Below are 23376 nucleotides of genomic sequence, written 5' to 3'. Positions count from 1 at the left end.
ACCCCTTCCGGCCTGAGGCGCCAGAGTTTAGCCATAGCGCCGTCAGAGGGAAGACCTTTCGGAAGGATTATTCATGCGGATGCAGTCGATCATCGAGGCGCGTCTGAACGACGCGTTCGCCCCCGAACGTCTGGCCGTGAGCAACGAAAGCGCGAAACACAGCGGACATGCCGGCGACGACGGCTCCGGCGAGAGCCACTGGCATGTCGCGATGGCCGCCGGCGCGTTCGCGGGCAAGTCCCGATTGACCCGGCACCGGATGGTCCACGCCGCTTTGGGCGACGTGATGACGCGGATCCATGCGCTCTCGCTCGATCTCGACGACGTCTCCTGACCGTTCGCGGGTCGGAAGGCGCTGGGGTCGGGACTAGAGCCCGAGCTTCGCGCTCACGATCTCGTTGACCGCCTTGGGGTTCGCCTTGCCGCCGGTGGCCTTCATCACCTGACCCACGAACCAGCCCGCAAGCTTGGGATTGGCGCGCGCCTTCTCGACCTGCGCCGCGTTGGCGGCGATGATCTCGTCCACCGCGGCTTCGATCGCCCCGGTATCGGTGACCTGCTTCATGCCGCGCGCCTCGACGATCTCCGCCGGGTCGCCGCCTTCGGTATAGACGATCTCGAAGACATCCTTGGCGATCTTGCCGGAGATGTCGCCCCGCTCGATCAGCGCGATGATCCCGCCAAGCTGCGCAGGGCTCACCGGGCTCGCCTCGATCCCGGCATCGTCCTTCTTCAGCCGTCCGAACAGATCGTTGATGACCCAGTTTGCCGAAACCTTGCCGTTGCCGGACGCGGCCACGACCTCCTCGAAAAACGCGGCGTTCGCGGTGTCCGCGGTCAGCACGCCGGCATCGTAGTCCGACAGGCCGAACGCCTCCATGAAGCGGGCCTTCTTCGCGTCCGGCAACTCGGGCAGGGCGGCGGCGATATCGTCCACCCACTCCTGCTCGAGTTCGAGCGGCAAGAGGTCCGGATCGGGGAAGTAGCGATAATCGTGCGCCTCCTCCTTGGAACGCATCGAGCGCGTTTCGCCCCGCTCCACGTCGTAAAGCCGCGTCTCCTGCACGACCTTGCCGCCGGCCTCCACGATGGCGATCTGGCGCCGCGCCTCGACCTCGATCGCCTGCTGGATGAAGCGCAGCGAGTTCATGTTCTTGATCTCGCAACGCGTGCCGAGATGGCCGAAGTCCTGCGTCTCCTGGTAGCGCTCGTAGGCGCCGGGGCGGCAAATCGATACGTTCACATCGGCGCGCAGGTTGCCGTTCTGCATGTTGCCGTCGCAGGTTCCCAGATAGCGCATGATCTGGCGCAGCTTGGTGACGTAGGCCGCGGCTTCCTCCGGCCCGCGGATGTCGGGGCGGGAGACGATCTCCATCAGCGCGACCCCGGTGCGGTTCAGATCCACGAAGGACATGGTCGGATCCATGTCGTGGATCGACTTGCCTGCATCCTGTTCGAGGTGGATGCGCTCGATGCGGACGATGCGGGCCGTGCCGTCGCCCATCTCCACCAGCACCTCGCCCTCGCCGACGATCGGGTGGTAGAGTTGGCTGATCTGGTAACCTTGCGGCAGGTCGGGGTAGAAATAGTTCTTCCGGTCGAAGGCCGAGCGCAGGTTGATCGCCGCCTTGAGGCCGAGGCCCGTCCGCACCGCCTGCGCCACGCAGAACTCGTTGATGACCGGCAGCATGCCCGGCATCCCGGCATCCACGAAGGCCACGTTCGAATTCGGCTCCGCGCCGAAGCGGGTCGAGGCGCCGGAGAAGAGCTTGGCGTTCGAGGCGACCTGGGCGTGGACCTCCATGCCGATCACCACCTCCCAATCATCGGTCTCCCCCGCGATCACGCGGGGTTTCGGCGTGTCGTAGGTCAGGTCGAGCATGGGGGCCTCCGGTCGGCTGGTCGGGTCGCAACCGGGTTTAGGGCCGGTCCGGAGGCGGGGCAAGACGGCAGGTCGAAGGCGGGAGATCGCCGATCGGAGGGCGATCCGGGGGCGGAGATTTGCGCAAGGGCCGGACGATGCTATCCGACCGGTGTCCGTTCCGACTGCCATCGGAGTTCGGACAAGGGGTGGCGCGAAACCGCGATGCCCGCCGCGATCCTTCGCACGGCCTTCGCGGCGTCCATAGATGAACGTTCGGGGGAACTTCATGACGAAACCTTTGAAGCGCGCGCTGATGGCGGGCGTGTTGGCCGCTTTCGGTCCCATTCTGTCCGGACCGGCGAGCGCGGAGCCCGCGTCGCAGCGCGTCCTCACGACGGTGCCGAGCACCATGTCCGCTTTGACGCCAGGGGCCGGTCCGTCTCTCGCGCCGGGGGAATCGGATCGTCCCGCGCCGCGCGCCGCGACGGTCGAACTGCCCGATCTGCGTTGGGATCACGTGAACGGCTCCGGCCGCTGGACCCGGGCCGTGATGCACGCGCTCGACACGCAGGGCGCCCGCCTGATCGAGACCGTCCCGCGCGACATCGGCGAGTGGTGTCCGGCCTATCCGGAGGCCGACGAATGGGGCCGCAAGGCGTTCTGGGCCGGGCTCCTCTCGACGCTGTCCAAGCACGAAAGCACCTACCGGCCCACGGCCGTGGGCGGTGGCGGACTTTGGTACGGTCTCGTCCAGATCCTTCCGGCGACGGCCCGTGGTTACGGCTGCAAGGCGCGGTCCGGCGCGGCATTGAAGGACGGCGCGCTGAACATGGCCTGCGCCGTGCGGATCATGAACGTCACGGTCCCGCGCGACGACGTGATTTCCCGCGGGATGCGCGGCGTGGCCGCCGATTGGGGCCCGTTCCATTCGAGCCGCAAGCGCGAGGACATGCGGCAATGGCTCGCCCGGCAGCCGTTCTGCAGCGGCCTGCAAGCTTCGATGCGGCCGGTACAGCGTCCCGACTGGAACGGGGCGCCGACCGACGGCGAGGAGGTGCCGCTCTTCGTCGCGTGGGAACTCGACAAGGACTACTTCGCCCAGCAGCGCGCGCCGGTCTGGCCCGCCGCCGTGGACGGCTGATCCACGGGTATCGATGGCAAGGTCCGACCCGGCTCCGGCACGATCGCCGGAGCCGTCGTCTCAGAGTACCAGAAGCCAGGCCGACACGGTAAGGACCGAGACGGCCGTCGCGAGCAGGACAGAGGATGCGGCGATCCGGATCGCGCGGCCGTGCATGGCGGCGAACAGGTAGGAGTTCACGCCGGGCGCCATGGCGGCGGTGATCACCGCGGCCCGGAACTGCTCCGTCTCGAGGCCGAGCGCGCGCCCGGCGCCGTAGGTCCAGACCGGATGCAGGATCAGCGCGATACCGCAGACGAGGAGGATGCCGCGCGCGTCGCCTTCAGGCCGGTATTGCACCAATACCCCGCCGAGACCGAAGAGCGCGGCCGGCAAGGCGGCGCGCGCGACGAGGCGTACCGCTTCGAGTGCGGGGTCGGGAATCGGCAACCCGGTCAGGTTCACGAGGAGGCCGAGCGCGATGCCCAGCATCAGCGGATTATGCGTCATCGACCAGCCGACCGCCCGCGCGGCGCCAAGCGGACCCTGTCCGCCGCCCTGCGCGAGTTCCATCCCTGTGACGCCGACAAAGTAGCAGAAGGCCGCGTGGAGCGCGATGATCGCGTAGATCGACCCGAGGCTTTCCGTTCCGAACGCCCGCTCCGCGATGGGCAGGCCCAGCAGGACGGTATTGGCGAACATCGCCGCGAACCCGACAGCCACCGCATCCTCGCCGCCCCGCTTGAGCCAGAATACGGTGCCGAGCACCCCGGCCGCGAAGCTGACCAGCGAGCCCGAATAGTAGGCCACGAGGAGTCGCCAGTCGAACACCTCGGCTAGATCGAGGTCGACCATCGCGAGAAACAGCAGGCAGGGAATGGCGAAGTGCTGGGTGAAGACCATCAGCCCATCGACGTGGCCCTGTTTGAAAACCTTTCGCCAGACGGACAGGTAGCCTGCGCCGATGATCAGAAAGACGGGGACCGTGACGGCCAGGACGTCTAGCACGGCAGTTCCAGCACCATTCCGTCATGGGCCGGCGTCACATGCGCAGACGTCTCCGCCTCGACCGTGGCCCAGTCGAGATCGACATGCATGTTCGTCAGGATCCCGCGCGCGGGCCGGAGATGCGCGAACCAGTCGAGCGCCTCGCTCAGGCTGAAATGGGTCGGGTGCGGACTGCGCCGCAACGCGTCGAGAATCCAGATGTCGAGATCCGCCAGAAGCGGGATCGCCGCTTCGGGAATGGCGGACACGTCGGGCATGTAGCACAACCCGCCGATCTTGATCCCGAGCGCCTGGATGTCCCCGTGTTCCACCGGGATCGGGGCCAAGGCGATCGTTCCGCCCGCGCCTTCGATCTCGATCGGCCCGGCCAACTCGTGCCGCGCGAGGATCGGCGGATAGCTCGACCCGTCCGGCGTCTCGAACGCATAGCCGAACCGCATCTGCAGGGCCGCGAACGTGTCGGCGTCGGCCCAGACGTCGAGCAGCCGCCGACGGTTGAAGACGATCATCCGCAGATCGTCGAGCCCGTGCACGTGATCGGCGTGGCTGTGCGTCCAGACGACGCCGTCGAGCGTGCCGATCTCCGCGTCCAGAAGCTGTTGACGCATGTCGGGCGACGTGTCGATCAGGACGCGCGTGGTTCCCGCATCGCCGATCCGTTCCACGAGAAGCGAGCAGCGTCGGCGGCGGTTGCGCGGATCGCCGGGGTCGCAATCACCCCAGTGACCGCCGAGCCGGGGCACGCCGCCGGAGGACCCGCAGCCGAGGATGGTAAATCGCAGGAAAGCCATGGCGCGTTCATGCGCCGCGCTCGAAGAAGGGGCAAGCGCATCCGTCGGCGCGCCTCCGTCTTCGCTTCCCGAATATCCCCGCCGAGGGTCCCGGCCGTCGCCTCTAGCGCAACGGCCAGAAGAAAAGCGTCGCCGGCAGCGCCACGACCAGGATCACCACCGTCAGAGGCAAACCCATCCGCCAGTAATCGCCGAACCTGTAGCCCCCCGGCCCGAGGATCAGCGTGTTGTTCTTGTGTCCGATCGGCGTGAGGAACGCGCAGGAGGCGGCCACGGCCACGGCGATCAAGAAGCTGTCGGGATCGACGTCGAGCGCGGCGGCCATCTCGATCCCCACGGGGGCCGCCACGATGGCGGTGGCGGTGTTGTTGAGGATCGCCGACAGGATCATCGTCACGACCATCAGCAGAAGCAGCGCGACCCAGGCGGGCTGTCCCGTGGTCGCGCCGTTCAGCCATCCCGCGATCAGCTCCGTTCCACCCGAGGATTCGAGCGCCGCGCCGAGCGGGATCATCGAGCCCAGCAATACGACGACGGGCCATTCGACATGGCTATAGATCTCGTGCAGCGGCACGATCCGCGTCAGCGCATAGCCCAGCACCACCGCGCCGAGCGCGACCGTCAGGTCGACAAGACCGAAGCTCGCGCCGAGGACGGCCACGAGGAACAGCGCGACGGCCGGCCAGATCTTTCTGTTCTCCGTCACGGCAAGGCCCCGGTCGGCCAGCGGTAGCGCGCCGAGCCAGGTCACCACCTCCTCGACCTGCTCCGTCGGTGTGAGGAGAAGAAGGATGTCCCCGCCGCGGACCGGGGTGCCGCGCACCCGTTCGGTGATGCGCCGGCCCTTGCGGGAAATGCCCATGAGCACCGTCCGCTGTCGCCAGGTCATCCCGATCGCCTGCGCGGTCCGGCCATTGATACGGCTGTTCTCGGTGACGACCACCTCCACGAGGCTCAATCCCTGTTCGGCCGCCTCGAGCAGGGTCATCCGCCGGTCGTCGGAGAAGTCTAGATCCTCGGAGGCGCGGAACTCGTCGAGCGCCGAGGGCTCCGCCTCGAGAAGAAGCGAATCCCCGGCCTCCAGCCCGACATGGCGTGCGCTGCCGAACATGCGCCGGCCGTCGCGGATCAGTCCGATGATATGGACGCCCGTCTCCTCCGCCACGTCGTTGAAATCCGAGACGGGCTTGCCGATCCGGGGGTGTTCCTTCGGCACGGTGAGCTCGGCCACGTAGCGGGTCAGGTCTTTCTCGCCGCCGCCCTGCGCCTCGCCCGTGCCCGGAATGAGCCGCCAGCCGAACGCCGCCACGAAAAGGAGGCCCGCCGCGGCCGTGACGATGCCCACGGGGGCGAAGTCGAACATCGCGAAACTCTCGCCCAGACGGTCCTGTCGTATGCCCGCGATGACGATGTTGGGAGGCGTGCCGATCAGCGTGATCATCCCGCCGAGGATCGTGGCGAAGCTGAGCGGCATTAGGGTGGCGCTCGGCAGGCGGCCGGCCTTTCGTGCGGTCGCGATGTCCACGGGCATCAGGAGCGCGAGCGCGGCCACGTTGTTCATGAACGCCGAAAGCACGGCGCCGATGCCGCCTAGGATGGAGATGTGGCTGCCGATACCGCGGCCCGCGTCGATCATGGTGCGGGTGATGAGCAGGACCGCCCCGGAGCGTACAAGGCCTGCGGAGACGATCAGAACGAGCGCGACGACGATGGTCGCCGGATGGCCGAACCCCGCGAAGGCCTCCTCCTTCGGGACCACGCCCAGCACGACGCCGAGGAGCAGCGCCGAGAACGCGACGATGTCGTAGCGGAGGCGTCCCCAGAGCAGGAACACGAACACGCCGCCGAAGAGCGCGAAGAGGATGATCTGGTCGGTCGTCATCTGGGGCCCCGCAAGCGTCCGGCCCCTCTAATGGCATCGCACGCCACAACGCAACGCGAACGGGGCAACGCTAACGGGGCAACGCGAACGGGGCCGGGATTGCGCGGGCCGGGGGCGAGCCGCTATAGCGTCGCGACCGAGACATCATTCAGAACAGACCGGAGGCACCCCCGATGGCGGGCCATTCCAAATGGGCGAACATCCAGCACCGCAAGGGCCGCCAGGACAAGATTCGCGCCAAGCTCTTCTCCAAGCTCTCCAAGGAGATCACCGTGGCTGCCAAGATGGGCGACCCCGATCCTGACAAGAACCCGCGGCTGCGCCTCGCGGTGAAGGAGGCCAAGGGTCAGTCCGTCCCGAAGGACGTGATCCAGCGCGCGATTGCCAAGGCGTCCGGCGGCGAGGGCGAGAACTACGACGAGATCCGCTACGAGGGCTACGGTCCGGGCGGCGTCGCCGTGATCGTGGAGGCGATGACCGACAACCGCAACCGCACCGCCTCCTCCGTGCGCTCCACCTTCTCCAAGAACGGCGGCAACCTCGGCGAGACCGGTTCCGTCGGCTTCATGTTCGACCGCAAGGGCCAGGTTGTCTATCCCGCCGCCGCGGGCGATGCGGACGACGTCCTGATGGCGGCGATCGAGGCGGGGGCCGAGGATGTCGAGTCCGACGAGGAAAGCCACGTCGTCTGGTGCGCGGACACCGATCTGGCCGCCGTCTCCTCCGCGCTCGAGGAACAACTCGGCGAAAGCGACTCGGCCAAGCTCGTGTGGCGCCCGACGACCACGACCGAGCTCGACCTCGAGGGGATGCAGACGCTGATGAAGCTGCTCGACGCGCTGGAGGACGACGATGACGTGCAAAGCGTTACGGCTAATTTCGAGGCGAGCGACGAGGTGATGGCGCAGCTTCAGTGAGCATCCCGCACGGTCGGACGTGACCTCCCTCGTCGCCGGGTTCGGGCTCGGCCTTTCGCTCATCCTCGCCATCGGCGCGCAGAACGCCTTCGTCCTGCGGCAGGGGCTGCGCGGGGAGCATGTCCTGCCGATCGTGCTGGCTTGCGCGCTGTCGGACGCGGTGCTGATCGCGGCCGGGGTGGCGGGGTTCGGGGCGATGGTGACCGGGGCGCCGTGGATCGTCCCGCTCTTCCGCTGGGGCGGAGCGGCCTTTCTGATCTTCTATGGCACGCGGGCGGCTTGGGCGGCCTGGCGGGGCGGCGGGCATCTCGATCCGGGCGCGGCGGCCGGCGGGCTTCGCCGGGCGGTCGCGACCTGTCTCGCGCTCACCTGGCTCAACCCGCATGTTTATCTCGACACGCTGGTCCTGCTCGGCGGTGTCTCGACGCAAACGGACGCGCCAGCACTCTTCGCGCTTGGGGCGATGACCGCGTCCTTCGTCTTTTTCTTCACGCTGGGCTACGGCGCGGCGTTCCTGCGGCCGGTCTTCGCACGACCTGCGGCATGGCGCGCGCTCGACGCGGGGATCGCTCTCGTGATGTGGACGATTGCCGCAAGCCTGCTTTCCACCTGATCGTCCGCCGGGATGCCGGGACGGGATCTTGCGGCCGGGTTGCGTCCGGTACAAGGCAGGTGGATGAACCGGCCGTCCAGACCTTTGCAAGGCATCCTCTGGATGCTTCTGACGGGTGTCTTGTTCGTCATGGTCACAGCGGTCGTGAAGTTCGCGGGCGCAAATCTCCCGGCCGCGGAATCCGCGTTCCTGCGCTATCTCATCGGGTTCGTCTTCCTCGTGCCCATGACGCGCACGCTCCTGACGGCGCGGATGCCGGCGCGACAGGTCGGATTCTTCGCCGCGCGCGGGCTCGTCCACGCGGTGGGAGTGATGTGCTGGTTCTACTCCATGACGCAGATCTCCATCGCCGAAGTGACGGCGATGAATTACCTGAATCCCGTCTATGTCACGCTCGGCGCGGCGCTGTTTCTGGGCGAACGGCTCGCCTGGCCGCGGCTCTTTGCGGTGTTCGCCGCGCTGGCCGGGACGGTGATCATCCTGCGGCCCGGGCTGCGCGAGATCGAGACGGGCCATCTGACCATGCTGGTGACGGCCGTACTGTTCGGTGCCTCCTACCTTCTGGCAAAACCGATGTCCGACCGGTACCCGGCCATGATCGTCGTCGCGATGCTGTCGCTCTTCACGACGCTGGGGCTCTTGCCTTTCGCCGTGGCGGTATGGGTGACGCCGACGATGACGGAAGTATTCTGGATGGGCGTCGTCGCGGTCTTCGCCACGGCCGGGCATTACAGCATGACGCGGGCCTTCGCGGCTGCTCCGGTCTCGATCACGCAACCGGCGACGTTCCTGCAACTTATCTGGGCGGTGCTGTTGGGCTGGGCCTTCTTCGACGAATCGCCCGACCTGTGGGTGATCGTCGGCGCCGCAATCATCATCCTGTCGGTGACGTTCATCGCGTGGCGGGAGTCGCGGCGCAAGCGCGAGATTACGCCGCCCTCGAGCGCGGCGAAGTTCTAGAAACAATTCCGGCGATTTCGCCTTATTCCGTTCGCAACCGGCACAGATGATCGTGCATTGGTTCGGCATGATCCGAACGCTTCTCTTCTGCCTGACCTTCGCCACACCACTCGCCGCCGAAACCCTGCGGGGGCCGGTCCGCGTCATCGACGCCGACACAATCGATATCGGCGCCGCGGCCAACATCCGGCTCGTCGGTATCGACGCTGCCGAAATGGGCCAGACCTGCCGGGCCGTGTCGGGCGAAGGTGTCGATTGCGGGGCGCTTGCGACCGAGGGCGCGGTGGAGCTTTTCTCCGGCCGCGCCGCGACCTGCGAGGTGGAGGGGCGGGACCGTTACGATCGCGTCCTCGCCACCTGCCGGGCAGGCGGGGTCGATATCGGCGCCGAGCTCGTCCGCACGGGCCTCGCGCGAACCTATCGCAGCGACACGACCTACGCAGAGGAGGAGAAGGAAGCCGCGCTCCTTTCGCGCGGCCTCTGGGCCTACGAAATGGACGATCCGAGCGTCTGGCGCGCGGCGATGCGCGGGCAGCAGCGAACGAGCACGTCCGATACCGCGCCGGACGGATGTGAGATCAAGGGCAACATCAGCGAGAACGGGCAAATCTATCATTTGCCGGGCAGCCGGTTTTACGCGAACACGCGTATCGCCGAAAGCAAGGGCGAGCGGTGGTTCTGTTCCGAGGCGGAAGCGCGGACCGCCGGCTGGCGGCCCGTGAGGTAATTCGTTTTTCTACAGACGCTTGCGCGACGCGCTTCGAATCAAGTGACCGGATCCTGCGGCGCGACGCTCTCGCCCTCGACGCGATCCTTGAAGTTCTCGAAGAACGAATCCGCCATCTTGGAGGCGAAGCTGTCGATCAGGCGCGAGCCGAGCTGCGCGATCTTGCCGCCGACCTTGGCGTCGACCGCGTAGCTGAGCTCGGTCCCTTCGGGCACGTCGGCGAGCCTCACATCCGCGCCGCCCTTGGCGAAGCCCGCGACGCCGCCCTTGCCCTCGCCGGAAATGCGGTAGCTTTCCGGCGGGTTCACGTCGCTCAGCGTCACCGTCCCTTTGAACGTCGCCTTCACGGGTCCGACCTTTTGCTTCACGACCGCCTCGAACCCGTCCTCGGGGGAGCCAGTCAGTTCCTCGCAGCCGGGAATGCAAGCCTTCAGCGTTTCAGCATCGTTCAACCGCGCCCAGACGGTCTCGCGCGGGGCGCGGATGGTTCGGGTTCCGGTCAGTTCCATGGGATCTCCTCTGAGGGTCGTGCCGATGATCGCGCACCGGCGGGCCTGCGACAAGTCGTATCGAAGCCGGGGCGGTCGGCGGCCTGGACGATACGCCTGTCAGGAGGCGATCTGCCGGTTGCGGCGGATGGTGACGACGATCGACGCGATCGCGGCCCAGCCGGACAAGGCCATCAGCGCGATCAGGGGCAGGGCGCCGCCGCCGAGCGGAAGGATATGCCCGGCGACCTCCGCCAGCACGGCGCCGCCGCCGATCATGATCGCGCCGCCGAGGCCCGAGGCCGTTCCGGCGAGATGCGGGCGTACGGAAAGCATTCCCGCCGTCGCGTTCGGAATCACGAGGCCGTTGCCCAGCCCGACGAAGGTGATGAAGCCGAAGAACACCCAATGCGAGATGAAACCGAGAAGCGTCAGCACGAGGAGCATGCCAAGGCCCGATGCCTGTCCAATGGCCCCGATCAAGATCATTCGGTCCACGCCCGCCGATTGCGAGAACCGTCCCGATATCCCGTTGCCGATCATGTAGCCCACCGCCGGAGCGCCAAAGAACAGTCCCAGCGTCTCGGGCGGCATGCCGTAAACGACACTGCCGACATACGGCGCCCCGCCGAGATAGGCAAAAAAGGCGCCGGACGCGAAAGCGGCGGCGAGGCAATAGCCCCAGAACCGCCGCGAGGTGACCAATTCGGGATATTGCCGCACCTGGCTCCGGAAGGAGCCGCCCGACATCGGCGCCGTCTCGCCCAAGTCGAACCACGTGACGAGCCAGAGCGCCGCGCCGACCGCGAGCATGAGCCAGAAATTCGAATGCCAGCCGTAATGCGCGTCGAGCCAGCCCCCGATCGCGGGTGAGATCATCGGCACGACGGCCATCCCCATCGTCACGTAGCCGAGCATGGAGGCCGCGCGATCCTGTGCGTAAAGGTCGCGGACGATCGCGCGGGCGAGGACCATTGCGACCACGACGCAGGCCTGCGCCATGCGGAAGGCGAGGAAGGTCTCGACGTTCGGCGCGAAGATGCATCCCAACGTCGCGAGCATGAACAGGGCGATCCCGACGAGGATGACCGGGCGTCGCCCGTAGCGATCGGAGATCGGCCCGATGAAGACCTGCAAGATCGCGTTCACGCCGAGGAACAGGACCACGGCACGGGCCACGACATTGTAATCGGCCTGAAAATATTCCGCCATCGCCGGGAGCGAAGGCAGGAACACGTTCATGGCAAGCGTGGAAACGCTGACCAGAGCGACGAGCGTGAGGATATGGGGGGGCGTCCGCGTATGTCGCACCGGCGGAAGGGGCTGCTCTGTCAGTATGGCCATGAATGGGCGTTATAGCCCGCCCCCGGCAGGGGGTAGTGCCGCCTGCGCACACCCGTATGTGCATTCGGCGTGACACGCGAATGCTCGGCCTCCCGTGCCGGGCTTCCCGACGCGGGTATCGCGGGCTAAGCAGGGCGGCAAGGGAAAGGAATACGCATGAAGGACATCCTAGAGGAACTGGCATCCCGTCGCGCACGGGCACAAGCGGGCGGCGGCGAGCGGCGGGTGGCCGCGCAGCACGCCAAAGGCAAGCTCACGGCGCGGGAGCGGATCGAGCTGCTGCTCGACGCCGGCAGCTTCGAGGAGTTCGACATGTTCGTGGCCCATCGCGCGACGGATTTCGGCATGGCCGAGGACCGCCCCTCGGGCGACGGGGTGGTGACCGGCTGGGGCACGGTCAACGGTCGCCTCGTTTACGTTTTTTCACAGGATTTCACGGTTTTCGGCGGCTCGCTGTCAGAGACACACGCGCAGAAGATATGCAAGATTCAGGACATGGCGCTGCAGAACGGTGCGCCGGTCATCGGGCTCAACGATTCTGGCGGGGCGCGCATCCAGGAAGGCGTGGCTTCGCTCGCGGGCTATGCCGAGGTGTTCCAGCGCAACGTCGACGCGTCCGGCGTGATTCCGCAGATCAGCGTGATCATGGGGCCCTGCGCCGGGGGGGCCGTCTATTCGCCCGCGATGACTGATTTCATCTTCATGGTCCGCGATTCGAGCTACATGTTCGTGACCGGCCCGGACGTCGTGAAGACGGTGACGAACGAGGTCGTCACGGCCGAGGAGCTGGGCGGGGCGAGCACACATACCAAGCGATCCGGCGTGGCCGACCTGGCTTTCGAGAACGATGTCGAGGCGCTCGCCGAGACGCGGCGGCTGGTGGATTTCCTGCCGCTCTCGAACCGGGAGATCCCGCCCGTCCGCCCGTTCTTCGACGATCCGAACAGGGTGGAGGAAAGTCTCGACACGCTGATCCCGGACAACCCGAACGCCCCCTACGACATGGCCGAGCTGGTCGGGAAGCTCGCCGACGAGGGCGACTTCTTCGAGCTGCAATCCGAATTCGCGCGCAACATCCTCACCGGCTTCATCCGGATCGAAGGGCGCACGATCGGCGTCGTCGCGAACCAGCCGATGGTGCTGGCCGGCTGTCTCGACATCGATTCAAGCCGCAAGGCGGCGAAGTTCGTGCGGTTCTGCGATGCGTTCTCGATCCCGCTGCTGACGCTCGTGGATGTCCCGGGCTTCCTGCCCGGAACCGCGCAGGAATACGGCGGAGTCATCAAGCACGGGGCGAAACTTCTCTTCGCCTACGGGGAGGCGACGGTGCCGAAGGTGACGCTCATCACGCGCAAGGCCTATGGCGGAGCCTACGACGTCATGGCGTCCAAGCATCTGCGCGGCGATTTCAACTATGCCTGGCCCACAGCGGAGATCGCGGTCATGGGCGCGAGGGGCGCGGTGGAAATCCTTTACCGTTCGGAACTCGACGATCCGGAAAAGATCGCCGCGCGAACGAAGGATTATGAAGACCGCTTCGCAAATCCTTTCGTCGCCGCGGAAAAAGGGTTCATTGATGAGGTGATCGTGCCTGCCATGTCGCGCAAGCGGATCGCCCGTGCCTTCGCGAGCCTGCGTACGAAGCGGCAGGACCGGCCCTGGCGAAAGCACGATACCATTCCGCTGTAGGCCGGCCGGGAACACCCGGGGCCGGTCGTGGGTTCCGTCGGCAAGCCGCGCATCGAACGGAGGGCCGAACCATGACCAAGGATCACGGACCGAACATCAAGGACGACGAGACCTACGAAGCCTTGCGGGATCAGGGCGCGTCCGAGCAGAAGGCCGCCCGGATCGCCAATGCGAAAGCGAACGAGGAGATGCATCCTTCCAAGAAGGGAGGCAAGTCGCCGTCCTACGAGGAATGGTCCAAGGACGACCTCTACGGACGGGCGCAGGAAGTCGGGATCGAGGGCCGTTCCGACATGACGAAGGACGAATTGATCGACGCTCTGCGGAACAGTTGAGCGCGGCGCCTTTCGCGTTCCACCCCGGATGGACGGTCATTGCAACGGCGTCCGGGAGACTTGGGACTGGCGGTTGTCTGCCGCCACGGCAACGGTCGCGCCCGTTCGCGAAAGATCACGATTGCGGGAACTCCGGGGACGTGAAACGTGTTCAGGACCGAGGGGCGACCATCAATTCACCCGCCCCGGTAGAGAGACAGGAGATATTCATGCGCAAAGCCGTCAACCTCGTCGCCGTTCTGGGCCTCACTGCTGCGATCGCGGCCTGTTCGGGCCGTACCGAAGAGCAACAGGAGGTGGTTTACGTTCCCGTTGAGCCGGAACCCGTCACCACGAAGTACTGAGGCGGCGCGCATTCGGAACGGTTCCGTTCCGGACGTTCGCATCAGATCGAAGCCGGCATCGTGCGCTTGCGCCGTGTCGGCTTCTTCGTGCGAGGGCGTCGCTGTTCGATCCGCCGTCGCCATGGAGATGCCACGTGTTGAAGCATCGCGGATTCCCGGGCCGTCTGCCGGGCACCGATCTGCAATTCGTCATACGCCGCGCCAACCCGAAGGGTGCGACGCCGATTACACGACGCGAACGATACCGCGATCGCAAAGCCGTCGACCGCGCCGCCGACCGGGCGTTCCTGACTGCCTTGATCGATCATTTCGAGGACCGACCGTTCGAGCGCGGCAATCTCGATGCCGGGCGGCTTTCCTGGCTTTTCGGTCGGGAGGTCGTTGCCGTGGACGATCCGTTCGACCCCACGGATTATGAGGCAAGGCTGCGCGTGGATCTGAACCGCGCGACGGCGGGATTTCCCGAACTCTTCGAGGGTGACGAAGAATTCGACATGCCGGATATGGACGATCTCGAGTAAGACGTCCGTTTATGCTCCTTGGATGGCTCCGATACGTCCGGGTGGAATCGACTTCATCATCGCAACCAACGTGTCGTGAGAGCGCATCACCGTTCGGACTCCGGATGCACACCTCATCCTGTCGAGACATAGGCGGAACCACGAGGTGGCGCCCCGGTCCGGAACCTTATAGCACTCGTCCCGCAACATGAGGGCGAAGCGATGGCCGTGCCCGGGAACAGGAAGACAAGACGCAGGAGCGGGACAATGCAGACCCTCATCGCCCGGGCCGGCGGAATCGCCGTCGTTCTGGCCCTTTCCGGTTGCTATGGAACCGATGGCGAGCGCGCGCTTGGCGGGGCCGTCGTCGGTGCGCTCGGGGCCTCCGCGATCAGTGGCAGCGTCGCGGGCGGGGCGGTCGCGGGCGTCCTCGTGGGGGCGCTTGCGGACGACTTCGCAACCCTGAACCGCGGCTACTAGGGATCGACCATGTCCGGAACCGGCCCGGACCTCGCCGCGTTCGCACCTTGCAACCTGAACGGAGGACCACCATGCACCGCAAATTCATCATTCCCGCCCTCGCTCTCGTCGCCGGCCTGTCGGCTTGCCAGCAGGGAAGCGACTTCGAACGCGCCGCGATCGGCGGCGCCGTCGGGTGCGCGGCCGGCGAGATTCTCAGCGATGGCGACTGCCTCGCGGGCGGTGCGATCGGCGCGGCCGGCGGCGCCCTGTCGAACGACTTCTGAGCGCCCGCCCCGACGCACGGGGGCAACGGAGCGATCGAAGGGCTGTCCGGTCTTGCGACCGGGCGGCCCTTTCTGTTTTGAGGTGCATACGATCAAGCCCGGGGGGACAATGTTCGACAAGATCCTGATCGCCAACAGGGGCGAGATCGCCTGTCGTGTCATCAAGACCGCGCGGCGCATGGGCATACGGACGGTGGCGGTCTTTTCCGACGCGGACCGGAACGCACTGCATGTCCGTATGGCGGACGAGGCGGTGCATATCGGGCCCGCCCCGGCCAACCAGTCCTACATCGTCATCGACCGGATCATGGAGGCGATCCGCGCGACCGGGGCGCAGGCTGTGCATCCGGGCTATGGCTTTCTATCGGAGAACCCGCGCTTCGCGCAGGCGCTCGACGCCGAGGGGGTGGCCTTCATCGGCCCGCCGGTCGGTGCGATCGAGGCGATGGGCGACAAGATCACGTCCAAGCGGATCGCCGCGGAGGCCGGTGTCTCCACCGTGCCGGGCCATATGGGGCTTGTCGCGGACGGGGACGAGGCCGTTCGCATATCGGGCGAGATCGGCTATCCGGTCATGCTCAAGGCCAGTGCCGGGGGCGGGGGAAAGGGAATGCGGATCGCCTGGTCCGAGGACGAGGTCCGCGAGGGCTTCCAGGCTTCGAAGAACGAGGCCGCGTCGAGCTTCGGCGACGACCGCATGTTCATCGAGAAGTTCGTCACCCAGCCCCGGCATATCGAAATCCAGGTCCTGTGCGACAGCCACGGCAACGGCGTCTATCTGGGCGAGCGGGAATGCTCGATCCAGCGGCGCAACCAGAAGGTCGTCGAGGAGGCGCCGTCGCCCTTTCTCGACGCCGGAACCCGAGCGTCGATGGGCGCGCAGGCTCTCTCGCTCGCGCAGGCCGTGGGCTACACCTCCGCCGGCACGGTCGAGTTCATCGTGGACGGCGACCGCAATTTCTACTTCCTCGAGATGAACACGCGCCTGCAGGTGGAGCATCCGGTGACGGAGCTCGTGACCGGCGTGGACCTCGTGGAGCAGATGATCCGTGTCGCGAACGGCGAACGGCTGTCGATCGGACAGGACGACATCACCCTGAACGGCTGGGCCATCGAGAGCCGTCTTTACGCGGAGGATCCGTACCGCGAGTTCCTGCCGTCGATCGGACGTCTGACCCGGTATCGCCCGCCCCAGGAGGTCGCGGGGGACGCGCTCAAGGTCCGCAACGACACCGGCGTCTTCGAGGGCGGCGAGATCAGCATGTTCTACGACCCCATGATCGCCAAACTCTGCACCTGGGCGCCGGACCGTGCCGGGGCGATCGAGGCGATGCGCGACGCGCTTGACGGGTTCGAGGTCGAGGGAATCGGCCACAACCTGCCGTTCCTGTCCGCGGTGATGGACCATCCCCGCTTCGTCTCGGGGGAGATCACGACCGCCTTCATCGCCGAGGAATATCCCGACGGCTTCGGGGGCGCGACGCTGCCGCCGGAGCATCTGACCCGGATCGCTGCCGCCTGCGCCGCGATGCACCGAGTTGCCGAAATTCGGCGTACCCGCGTCTCGGGGCGGATGGACAATCATGAGCGCAAGGTCGGCGCCGACTGGGTCGTGACGCTGGCAGGACCCGAAGGGACGACGCGTCTCGAAGCCGTGATCGAGGCTGACCGGCACGGGGCGGATGTCCGGATCGGCGAGGAGGTGCTGCGGGTCGAGAGCGACTGGACACCGGGCCAGCCGCTTGCGCGCCTGTCCGTCGGGGGACAGGCGCTCGTTCTGAAGGTTGGAAAGATCACGCACGGGTTCCGCATCCGGACGCGGGGCGCCGACCTGACCGTCCATGTCCGCACACCGCGGCAGGCGGCACTCGCTGCGCTCATGCCCGTCAAGGCGGAGGCGGACACATCCAGGATGCTGCTCTGCCCGATGCCGGGCCTGATCGTGCGGATCGACGTGGCCGAGGGCGACGAGGTGCAGCAGGGTCAGGCGCTCGCCGTCGTCGAGGCAATGAAGATGGAGAACGTCCTCCGGGCCGAGCGCAAGGGTGTCGTGTCCAAGGTCAACGCGGCGCCGGGCGACAGCCTCGCGGTCGACGACGTGATCCTGGAGTTCGAATGAGGTGGACGCCTCGAGCCTGATCGACACGATCGACCCGCGCATCTGGCAGGCGGTGATCGCGGGCGGAGTGGTGGCGCTCGGCTGGATCGTGAACGGCGCGCGGGAAAGGGCGGAGGCCCGGCGGCAGCGCCGCTCGCGCACGCGGGACGTCCACAAGGCGCTCTTCGCGGAAATCCAGAACACGCTGTCGGTCTTCTACGGCGAGGGACGGGCGGAAGAGGACGCGGCGGACCTGATCGCCCGGATGCGCGCCGATCCGGACTTCGTGCCCTTCGTCCCCCACGAGGTGCACGACCGCGTCTTCACCGCGCTGATTCCCGACATCGAGGTGCTGCCGCGTCAGACGATCGACGCGATCGTGGCGTTCTACAGCTACATCGCCGCCATCATGGCGCTAGCGCAGGATATGCGGGGAGAGAGCTACGCGCGCCTGCCCGCGGATCGCCGGATCGCGCTCTACGAGGATTTCATGGCAATGCGGCTCCGTGCCTTCGCCATGGGGCAATATGTCCTGAAGCTGATCCGCATCTACGCGGATGCGGGGCCGGAGGCGGCGGAACGCTTTGCCGCCACGTCGGGCGCCGGAAAGCGCCGTCTGCCGATCAATAACCCGGTCTCGGACCGGATCGGCCCGGAAGGCCCGGGATCGGCATGAGCGGAATGTCTTCGTCGCGTTCCATCGAAGGCCCCTTGATTGCCCTTGACCATAATATGGGGTGCTTCGTTGATTTTCGCAACTATCCACTCCCGTGACGCTCGCGGCGGCGCGTCGGCATCTTGTCGATCGACCGGGAAATTTCGCGGACAGACCAGGGCAGGGGCTTGCGTAGCTTCACCTGTCCGTCCTTGCCGATCAGCACCATCATGAAGCCCCGCGGGCGCAGCTTGTCGCGCAGCGCGGTGCGCGCTTCGGGATCGGTGTCCACGACGACGATCACGTCGCGCTCCACGAGCTGGGCCATGCGCGCTTCGATCTCCTCCATCTGCTCGATGAAGTTCGGGTCGCGTGCCGAATTGGCGAAGACGACCACCGGTCGCGCCAGCCATTGCAACTCGGCCAGATCGACGCCTTCCGCTTCGAAGATGCGCGAGGGATCCGCAAGCCAGGCCGCTTCGAGGGAGCCGGCATCCGCCGCCCAGGCCCCGGGAGCGAGGGACATGGCGGCGAGGAGAGTGAACAGCTTGCGCATCTCGACCTTTCGTCCGTTACACTAGGAATATAGGACAAAATGGCGGTCTGCGAAGGACCGATCCGGACGATGCCACGGATGTGACCCATTCCAGGCGCGGGCGTGTCGGAACAACCGGACAGACAGGGGGGACCTGCGAATGACACGATCCGACGCAAAGGCCGAATGGGCACGGCTGGCCGCCACCGAACTGAAGGGCCGCACGCCGGAGGACCTTACCTGGCGGACGCTGGAAGGGATCGGGGTCGCGCCGATCTACGTGCCGGACGATCTCGCCGGGCTCGATCATCTCGGCAGCCTGCCGGGCGAGGCGCCGTATCTGCGCGGCGTGAAGGCGACCATGTATGCCGGCCGGCCCTGGACGATACGCCAATATGCCGGCTTTTCGACCGCCGAGGAATCGAACGCCTTCTACCGCCGGGCCCTCGCCTCAGGCCAGCAGGGCGTCTCGGTCGCCTTCGACCTCGCCACCCATCGCGGCTACGACAGCGACCACCCGCGCGTCGTGGGCGACGTGGGCAAGGCCGGTGTCGCCATCGATTCGGTCGAGGACATGAAGATCCTCTTCGATGACATTCCGCTGGACGAGGTGTCGGTCTCGATGACGATGAACGGCGCGGTGATCCCGATCCTCGCGGCCTTCATCGTCGCGGGCGAGGAGCAGGGCGTGGACCGGTCCAGGCTCTCGGGGACGATCCAGAACGACATCCTCAAGGAGTTCATGGTCCGCAACACATATGTCTATCCGCCCGAACCCTCGATGCGGATCGTGGCGGACATCATCGAGTACACCGCCGAGGAGATGCCGCGCTTCAACTCGATCTCGATCTCCGGCTACCACATGCAGGAAGCCGGCGCCGACCTCGTGCAGGAACTGGCCTTCACGCTGGCCGACGGACGCGAATACGTCCGCACGGCGATCGCGCGCGGCATGGATGTGGACCGTTTCGCCGGACGGCTCAGCTTCTTCTTCGCGATCGGTATGAACTTCTTCATGGAAGCAGCCAAGCTACGCGCCGCGCGCCTGCTGTGGGACCGAATCATGCAGGAATTCGAGCCGAGGAACCCGAAATCTTCGATGCTGCGCACCCATTGCCAGACCTCGGGCGTCAGCCTGCAGGAGCAGGATCCCTACAACAACGTCGTCCGCACCGCCTACGAGGCGCTGTCCGCGGTTCTCGGCGGTACGCAGTCGCTGCACACGAACTCCTTCGACGAGGCGATGGCGCTCCCCTCGGAGACGTCGAGCCGGATTGCGCGGAACACGCAGCTCATCCTGCAGGAGGAGACGGGCGTGACCAACGTCGTCGATCCGCTTGCCGGATCCTACTACGTCGAGCGGCTGACCCACGATCTGGCCGAGGCGGCCTGGGCGCTGATCGAGGAGGTCGAGGAGATGGGCGGGATGACCAAGGCCGTCGCCTCGGGCATGCCGAAGCTCCGCATCGAGCGGAGCGCGGCCACGCGGCAAGCCAAGATCGACCGCGGCGAGGACGTCATCGTCGGCGTCAACAAGTACCGCCGGGAGACCGAGGAGGCGATCGACATCCTCGCCATCGACAACGACCGGGTCCGGGCCGGACAGGTCGCGCGGCTCGAGCGCATCCGTGCCTCGCGCGACCGGGCCGCCTGCGACGCGGCGCTATCTGAGCTTCGGAGGCGGGCGACCGAGGGGGGCAACCTCCTCGAGGCGGCGGTCGAGGCCGCGCGCCATCGCGCCACGGTGGGTGAGATCAGTCTCGCGATGGAGGAGGTTTTTGGCCGCCATCGGGCCGAGGTGAAGACCCTCGCCGGCATCTACGGCGCGGCGTACGAGGGCGACGAAGCTTTCGCCGCGATCCAGCGCGACGTCGAGGCCTTCGCGGAGGAGGAGGGGCGGCGCCCCCGCATGCTCGTCGTCAAGATGGGGCAGGACGGCCATGACCGCGGTGCAAAGGTCATCGCCACCGCCTTCGCCGATATCGGATTCGACGTCGATGTCGGCCCGCTTTTCCAGACGCCGGAAGAGGCCGCGCAGGACGCGATCGACAACGACGTCCATGTGATCGGCATCTCGTCGCAGGCCGCGGGCCATCGGACCCTTGCGCCGAAGCTCGTCGAGGCGCTGCGCGCGCAGGAGGCGGACGAGATCCTCGTGGTCTGCGGCGGCGTCATCCCGCAGCAGGACTACGCGTTCCTGAAGGAAGCAGGCGTCGCCGCGATCTTCGGTCCGGGGACGAACATACCGACCGCCGCGAAAGACATCCTCGCCCTCGTCCGCGCCGCACGCCACTCGGATCGGAATGCGCAGTGACGGGCCGCGACACGGGCGAAGAAACGTGGATTTTTGACTTGCGACGCTTTTCCACCTCGCCTATCCCACGCCGCACGGTTGGGGTGTAGCCAAGTGGTAAGGCAGCGGTTTTTGGTACCGTGTACCGTAGGTTCGAATCCTACCACCCCAGCCAATGACCGCAAAAAAACCCATTGAAATCAACAAATGTCCCTGTTCATCGGGCTCGAGTAGCCACACCCCCTCCCGGTGTGTATCACAGCCTGTATCATAAGCCCGTCGCACGCGGTCGTCCGCGCCCCCTGTCCGACGCCGCGCGCGGCGTGCCGGAACCGGCTACTGCATCCAGCTCCGCGGCCGCTTTTTCCATTTCAGAAAGTGGGCGTTAACAGAGCTCGTGCATGAAGGCGCCCCGGGGTTCTGGGCCTTCTCACTGCGAACCTCAGACCCCGGCGTCGCGCACCGGCGCGGTGTCCGGCTGGTATCGGCCATCACCGATCTGGAAGCGCAGGTGAAGCACGAACGGCTCGGTCAACCCAACGCAGATGCCGGGCGCATCGTGGCGAGCTGGTGCGCAAGGAAGCGGCGCGGATTATCGCCGATGCCGACGCGCCCTCGCCAGATCCGGAGTGCCCGATCCGGGCGCTTCACGATGGCCTTCAGTCCCCGCGCGATGAGATCCGACAGAGGTCCTTCACGCAGGTCGAAGCTCGTGGGGAGGGGGCCGCCGACACGCTCGGTGTCCCCGTCGCGGGCCCAACGCCACTGGCCCTCGCGCGCTCGGCGACGTCGGCCTTGGTAAAGCTGCGCGAGGCCGAGCTCGAAGTGCACGAACTCGGCGAAGATCCTCGGATTGCCGTTGCCGAAACGCTGCGCCGGCATGGCGTCGCCACCAAGCCGAACGGCGAGGTCGCCCCGCTCATCCGGCTGTCGGACGGTGTCAGGGCCGCTTGTGAACACGCGACGCCCGAGATGCGGAAGAAAACCGAAACCACCGGGCGCCTGGTGGCGGAGTTTCTCGGCGACGTCCCGCTCGACGATCTCGAAGGACAGCTTCCCGACCTGATGCGGACCCTCAGTCGGCTGCCGAAGGCACACGGCAAGGCGCATGGCAAGAACAGGTTCACATCCGATGGGGGGGCGATCAAGTCGAAGCTCGACGAGATCCGCGAGGCCGACGAGCGAGACCAGCACGTCTTCGACGAACTTGCCGCCGATCCGGACCTCTCGGAAGCCGACCGGCGGGCCCGTGTGAACGACCTCCTCGTTCCGAGGGTGACGGTCACCAACCTGAAGCGCCATCTGGATGGCATACACAGAATCCTTCGCGCAGCGGAAAGGGAACTTGGCTACACCGGCAAAACCAAGATCATGGGATACCGGACCCTCGACCGTCTCGTGGCGCGCGACACCGAGGAGCGCCAGAAAGAAAATCCGGTCTTGCTGCGCGCCACCCAGCCCAAGGAGCGCGATCGCTGGGACGATGCGCACCTGAAAACGCTTCTAACTTCGCCACTCTACCGCGGATCTTTAAGGGGTCGCCGCGCCATGCCCGGCAAGTTTCTCGCGCGCGACGCGCTCTACTGGGTCCCTCTGGTTCTGTTGACCATGGGCACCCGTGTGACCGAGGTGCTGCAACTGCGGCGAAGGGATCTGGTTCTCAAGAACGGGGTCCATTGCCTGCGGCTGTGCTGGGATGCCGACCAGCGGGGGAAGACGCAAGACGCGACGCGGATCGTCCCGATCTCCCAGATGCTGATCGATCTCGGTTTTCTGGACTGGATCATGCGGCTCGGGCGCTCCGACGCCTACCTGTTCCCCGAGATCGTCAACGCGAAGCCGAGCGACCCGGGCTCGATTTTCGGAGGGAGGATACGGACCGTGCTTATTGGGCTCGGCATCGACGACACGAGCCAGGATTTCTATGCCCTTAGAAAAACCTTCTCGTCCGCCCTGTGGGCCGCCGGAGTCAGCGAAGACAACGTCCAGAAGATCATCGGGCATGTCTCCCACACGACAGTTGGCGAGCACTACATCTACAGGGACATGGCGCGCTTGAAACAGCTGCTCGACAGCGCGGATTTCGGGCTTCGAATCATGCAGTCACGCGTGCGCAAGCACTCGGTCATCGCGGACTGCACGCTTATGCCGGAAACCATTGCTCGGGTCGAAGTGATCCTCGACGGCCAGGGAAATCTCGGCGCCTGTCGTATACGGAGGGCGAAAGATGATGCTCAGCTTCTTGCACTGCGGATCGGCACGGCCGACCGCTCAAGCCTGCGGGACTGGTCCGATGTGGACGTGATGGATGATCGGACGGCCGCAGCAAGGTTGTGGCATCTGAGCCAGAACCACCACATCATGGTCACCGGCAGCCCCGAGATGAGAAGTGAACTGATGTGGTGGATGCCCCCGCCCCTGGAGCCGGCCGGCGTCGAGTATGTCAGGACGGTTCTATAGAACCATG

23 protein-coding genes and 1 tRNA gene are annotated in these 23376 nt (G+C 66.3%); 17 read left to right on the top strand and 7 right to left on the bottom strand.

Annotated elements, in window-relative coordinates; genetic code table 11:
• The first annotated feature begins 73 nt into the window (after nucleotides 1–73).
• On the top strand, nucleotides 74–334 hold the full coding sequence (locus Q1B08_RS08135) for a BolA family protein (protein WP_299816990.1): 261 nt from the start codon (nucleotides 74–76) through the stop codon (nucleotides 332–334).
• A gap of 33 nt (nucleotides 335–367) precedes the next feature.
• Here the strand turns inward: Q1B08_RS08135 and gatB are convergent, their stop codons facing one another.
• Complete coding sequence (gene gatB, locus Q1B08_RS08130; protein WP_299816988.1) at nucleotides 368–1882, bottom strand: Asp-tRNA(Asn)/Glu-tRNA(Gln) amidotransferase subunit GatB; 1515 nt, start codon at nucleotides 1880–1882, stop codon at nucleotides 368–370.
• Between the two features lie 268 nt (nucleotides 1883–2150).
• Between gatB and Q1B08_RS08125 the strand changes: the two genes are divergently transcribed.
• Nucleotides 2151–3005 carry a transglycosylase SLT domain-containing protein gene (locus Q1B08_RS08125; RefSeq protein ID WP_299816986.1) on the top strand — a complete coding sequence of 285 codons (855 nt, stop codon included), beginning with the start codon at nucleotides 2151–2153 and terminating at the stop codon, nucleotides 3003–3005.
• A 60-nt stretch (nucleotides 3006–3065) separates the two neighbouring features.
• Here Q1B08_RS08125 and Q1B08_RS08120 read toward each other — a convergent pair whose 3' ends face one another.
• The 3 genes from Q1B08_RS08120 to Q1B08_RS08110 all read right to left on the bottom strand — a co-directional run bounded on the left by Q1B08_RS08120 (nucleotide 3066) and on the right by Q1B08_RS08110 (nucleotide 6665).
• Nucleotides 3066–3992, bottom strand: a complete 927-nt coding sequence (locus tag Q1B08_RS08120; protein ID WP_299816984.1) for an AEC family transporter — start codon at nucleotides 3990–3992, stop codon at nucleotides 3066–3068.
• Nucleotides 3986–4783 carry an MBL fold metallo-hydrolase gene (locus Q1B08_RS08115; protein ID WP_299816982.1) on the bottom strand — a complete coding sequence of 266 codons (798 nt, stop codon included), beginning with the start codon at nucleotides 4781–4783 and terminating at the stop codon, nucleotides 3986–3988. Before Q1B08_RS08115 ends, Q1B08_RS08120 begins: the two co-directional genes overlap by 7 nt.
• Nucleotides 4784–4886: 103 nt before the next feature.
• The gene (locus Q1B08_RS08110; RefSeq protein WP_299816980.1) at nucleotides 4887–6665 is read right to left on the bottom strand and encodes an SLC13 family permease; all 1779 of its coding nucleotides are present in this window, start codon (nucleotides 6663–6665) and stop codon (nucleotides 4887–4889) included.
• A 173-nt stretch (nucleotides 6666–6838) separates the two neighbouring features.
• Between Q1B08_RS08110 and Q1B08_RS08105 the strand changes: the two genes are divergently transcribed.
• The 4 genes from Q1B08_RS08105 to Q1B08_RS08090 all read left to right on the top strand — a co-directional run bounded on the left by Q1B08_RS08105 (nucleotide 6839) and on the right by Q1B08_RS08090 (nucleotide 9882).
• Nucleotides 6839–7582, top strand: a complete 744-nt coding sequence (locus Q1B08_RS08105) for a YebC/PmpR family DNA-binding transcriptional regulator (RefSeq protein ID WP_299816978.1) — start codon at nucleotides 6839–6841, stop codon at nucleotides 7580–7582.
• Between the two features lie 19 nt (nucleotides 7583–7601).
• Nucleotides 7602–8195: a LysE/ArgO family amino acid transporter gene (locus Q1B08_RS08100; protein WP_299816976.1), complete on the top strand. Its 594-nt coding sequence runs from the start codon at nucleotides 7602–7604 to the stop codon at nucleotides 8193–8195.
• Between the two features lie 63 nt (nucleotides 8196–8258).
• A complete protein-coding gene (locus Q1B08_RS08095) occupies nucleotides 8259–9155 on the top strand; it encodes a DMT family transporter (RefSeq protein ID WP_299816975.1) in 897 nt (298 codons plus the stop codon).
• Nucleotides 9156–9222: 67 nt separating this feature from the next.
• Nucleotides 9223–9882 (top strand): thermonuclease family protein, encoded by a 660-nt coding sequence (locus Q1B08_RS08090; RefSeq protein ID WP_299816973.1) that lies wholly within the window; start codon nucleotides 9223–9225, stop codon nucleotides 9880–9882.
• 38 nt (nucleotides 9883–9920) lie between these two features.
• Here Q1B08_RS08090 and Q1B08_RS08085 read toward each other — a convergent pair whose 3' ends face one another.
• Complete coding sequence (locus tag Q1B08_RS08085; protein WP_299816971.1) at nucleotides 9921–10391, bottom strand: carbon monoxide dehydrogenase subunit G; 471 nt, start codon at nucleotides 10389–10391, stop codon at nucleotides 9921–9923.
• Nucleotides 10392–10490: 99 nt separating this feature from the next.
• Entirely contained in the window at nucleotides 10491–11714 is a 1224-nt protein-coding gene (locus Q1B08_RS08080; protein ID WP_299816969.1) for a multidrug effflux MFS transporter, read from the bottom strand.
• Nucleotides 11715–11870: 156 nt separating this feature from the next.
• Here Q1B08_RS08080 and Q1B08_RS08075 point away from each other — a divergent pair, with 156 nt between their 5' ends.
• The 8 genes from Q1B08_RS08075 (at nucleotide 11871) to Q1B08_RS08040 (ending at nucleotide 18102) form a co-directional block, all read left to right on the top strand.
• A complete protein-coding gene (locus Q1B08_RS08075; protein ID WP_299816967.1) occupies nucleotides 11871–13403 on the top strand; it encodes an acyl-CoA carboxylase subunit beta in 1533 nt (510 codons plus the stop codon).
• Between the two features lie 71 nt (nucleotides 13404–13474).
• Nucleotides 13475–13738: a Rho termination factor gene (locus Q1B08_RS08070; protein ID WP_299816965.1), complete on the top strand. Its 264-nt coding sequence runs from the start codon at nucleotides 13475–13477 to the stop codon at nucleotides 13736–13738.
• Between the two features lie 209 nt (nucleotides 13739–13947).
• Nucleotides 13948–14082 carry a hypothetical protein gene (locus Q1B08_RS08065; RefSeq protein ID WP_299816963.1) on the top strand — a complete coding sequence of 45 codons (135 nt, stop codon included), beginning with the start codon at nucleotides 13948–13950 and terminating at the stop codon, nucleotides 14080–14082.
• Nucleotides 14083–14216: 134 nt separating this feature from the next.
• Entirely contained in the window at nucleotides 14217–14603 is a 387-nt protein-coding gene (locus tag Q1B08_RS08060) for a hypothetical protein (RefSeq protein WP_299816961.1), read from the top strand.
• Nucleotides 14604–14849: 246 nt separating this feature from the next.
• Nucleotides 14850–15062, top strand: a complete 213-nt coding sequence (locus Q1B08_RS08055; RefSeq protein WP_299816959.1) for a hypothetical protein — start codon at nucleotides 14850–14852, stop codon at nucleotides 15060–15062.
• Between the two features lie 71 nt (nucleotides 15063–15133).
• Nucleotides 15134–15328 carry a hypothetical protein gene (locus tag Q1B08_RS08050; RefSeq protein ID WP_299816957.1) on the top strand — a complete coding sequence of 65 codons (195 nt, stop codon included), beginning with the start codon at nucleotides 15134–15136 and terminating at the stop codon, nucleotides 15326–15328.
• A 109-nt stretch (nucleotides 15329–15437) separates the two neighbouring features.
• A complete protein-coding gene (locus Q1B08_RS08045) occupies nucleotides 15438–17447 on the top strand; it encodes an acetyl/propionyl/methylcrotonyl-CoA carboxylase subunit alpha (RefSeq protein WP_299816955.1) in 2010 nt (669 codons plus the stop codon).
• Between the two features lies 1 nt (nucleotide 17448).
• Nucleotides 17449–18102 (top strand): hypothetical protein, encoded by a 654-nt coding sequence (locus Q1B08_RS08040; protein WP_299816953.1) that lies wholly within the window; start codon nucleotides 17449–17451, stop codon nucleotides 18100–18102.
• 82 nt (nucleotides 18103–18184) lie between these two features.
• On the opposite strand, the gene Q1B08_RS08035 is transcribed toward Q1B08_RS08040, so the two are convergent.
• Nucleotides 18185–18637 carry a DUF4174 domain-containing protein gene (locus Q1B08_RS08035; protein ID WP_299816951.1) on the bottom strand — a complete coding sequence of 151 codons (453 nt, stop codon included), beginning with the start codon at nucleotides 18635–18637 and terminating at the stop codon, nucleotides 18185–18187.
• Between the two features lie 139 nt (nucleotides 18638–18776).
• Here Q1B08_RS08035 and scpA point away from each other — a divergent pair, with 139 nt between their 5' ends.
• The 3 genes from scpA (at nucleotide 18777) to Q1B08_RS08020 (ending at nucleotide 23369) form a co-directional block, all read left to right on the top strand.
• Nucleotides 18777–20930 (top strand): methylmalonyl-CoA mutase, encoded by a 2154-nt coding sequence (gene scpA, locus Q1B08_RS08030; protein WP_299816949.1) that lies wholly within the window; start codon nucleotides 18777–18779, stop codon nucleotides 20928–20930.
• 79 nt (nucleotides 20931–21009) lie between these two features.
• A tRNA-Gln gene (locus Q1B08_RS08025) sits at nucleotides 21010–21084 on the top strand.
• A gap of 395 nt (nucleotides 21085–21479) precedes the next feature.
• Nucleotides 21480–23369 carry a tyrosine-type recombinase/integrase gene (locus tag Q1B08_RS08020; RefSeq protein WP_299816947.1) on the top strand — a complete coding sequence of 630 codons (1890 nt, stop codon included), beginning with the start codon at nucleotides 21480–21482 and terminating at the stop codon, nucleotides 23367–23369.
• The last annotated feature ends 7 nt before the right edge of the window (nucleotides 23370–23376 follow it).

The organism is uncultured Jannaschia sp. (genome assembly GCF_947494025.1).
Taxonomy (GTDB): Bacteria; Pseudomonadota; Alphaproteobacteria; order Rhodobacterales; family Rhodobacteraceae; genus Jannaschia.
The sequence above is the reverse complement of the archived record's forward strand: the minus strand, read 5'-3'. Positions and strand labels throughout refer to the sequence as shown.

What these genes read in the sequence shown, in the direction of transcription:
- Q1B08_RS08110 (WP_299816980.1), bottom strand. Translation starts at nt 6,665, where the DNA reads ATGACGACCGACCAGATCATCCTCTTCGCGCTCTTCGGCGGCGTGTTC.
- Q1B08_RS08080 (WP_299816969.1), bottom strand. Translation starts at nt 11,714, where the DNA reads ATGGCCATACTGACAGAGCAGCCCCTTCCGCCGGTGCGACATACGCGG.
- scpA (WP_299816949.1), top strand. Translation starts at nt 18,777, where the DNA reads ATGACACGATCCGACGCAAAGGCCGAATGGGCACGGCTGGCCGCCACC.
- Q1B08_RS08095 (WP_299816975.1), top strand. Translation starts at nt 8,259, where the DNA reads ATGAACCGGCCGTCCAGACCTTTGCAAGGCATCCTCTGGATGCTTCTG.
- Q1B08_RS08075 (WP_299816967.1), top strand. Translation starts at nt 11,871, where the DNA reads ATGAAGGACATCCTAGAGGAACTGGCATCCCGTCGCGCACGGGCACAA.
- Q1B08_RS08090 (WP_299816973.1), top strand. Translation starts at nt 9,223, where the DNA reads ATGATCCGAACGCTTCTCTTCTGCCTGACCTTCGCCACACCACTCGCC.
- Q1B08_RS08065 (WP_299816963.1), top strand. Translation starts at nt 13,948, where the DNA reads ATGCGCAAAGCCGTCAACCTCGTCGCCGTTCTGGGCCTCACTGCTGCG.
- Q1B08_RS08105 (WP_299816978.1), top strand. Translation starts at nt 6,839, where the DNA reads ATGGCGGGCCATTCCAAATGGGCGAACATCCAGCACCGCAAGGGCCGC.
- Q1B08_RS08070 (WP_299816965.1), top strand. Translation starts at nt 13,475, where the DNA reads ATGACCAAGGATCACGGACCGAACATCAAGGACGACGAGACCTACGAA.
- Q1B08_RS08085 (WP_299816971.1), bottom strand. Translation starts at nt 10,391, where the DNA reads ATGGAACTGACCGGAACCCGAACCATCCGCGCCCCGCGCGAGACCGTC.
- Q1B08_RS08050 (WP_299816957.1), top strand. Translation starts at nt 15,134, where the DNA reads ATGCACCGCAAATTCATCATTCCCGCCCTCGCTCTCGTCGCCGGCCTG.
- Q1B08_RS08125 (WP_299816986.1), top strand. Translation starts at nt 2,151, where the DNA reads ATGACGAAACCTTTGAAGCGCGCGCTGATGGCGGGCGTGTTGGCCGCT.
- gatB (WP_299816988.1), bottom strand. Translation starts at nt 1,882, where the DNA reads ATGCTCGACCTGACCTACGACACGCCGAAACCCCGCGTGATCGCGGGG.
- Q1B08_RS08045 (WP_299816955.1), top strand. Translation starts at nt 15,438, where the DNA reads ATGTTCGACAAGATCCTGATCGCCAACAGGGGCGAGATCGCCTGTCGT.
- Q1B08_RS08035 (WP_299816951.1), bottom strand. Translation starts at nt 18,637, where the DNA reads ATGCGCAAGCTGTTCACTCTCCTCGCCGCCATGTCCCTCGCTCCCGGG.
- Q1B08_RS08055 (WP_299816959.1), top strand. Translation starts at nt 14,850, where the DNA reads ATGCAGACCCTCATCGCCCGGGCCGGCGGAATCGCCGTCGTTCTGGCC.
- Q1B08_RS08135 (WP_299816990.1), top strand. Translation starts at nt 74, where the DNA reads ATGCGGATGCAGTCGATCATCGAGGCGCGTCTGAACGACGCGTTCGCC.
- Q1B08_RS08115 (WP_299816982.1), bottom strand. Translation starts at nt 4,783, where the DNA reads ATGGCTTTCCTGCGATTTACCATCCTCGGCTGCGGGTCCTCCGGCGGC.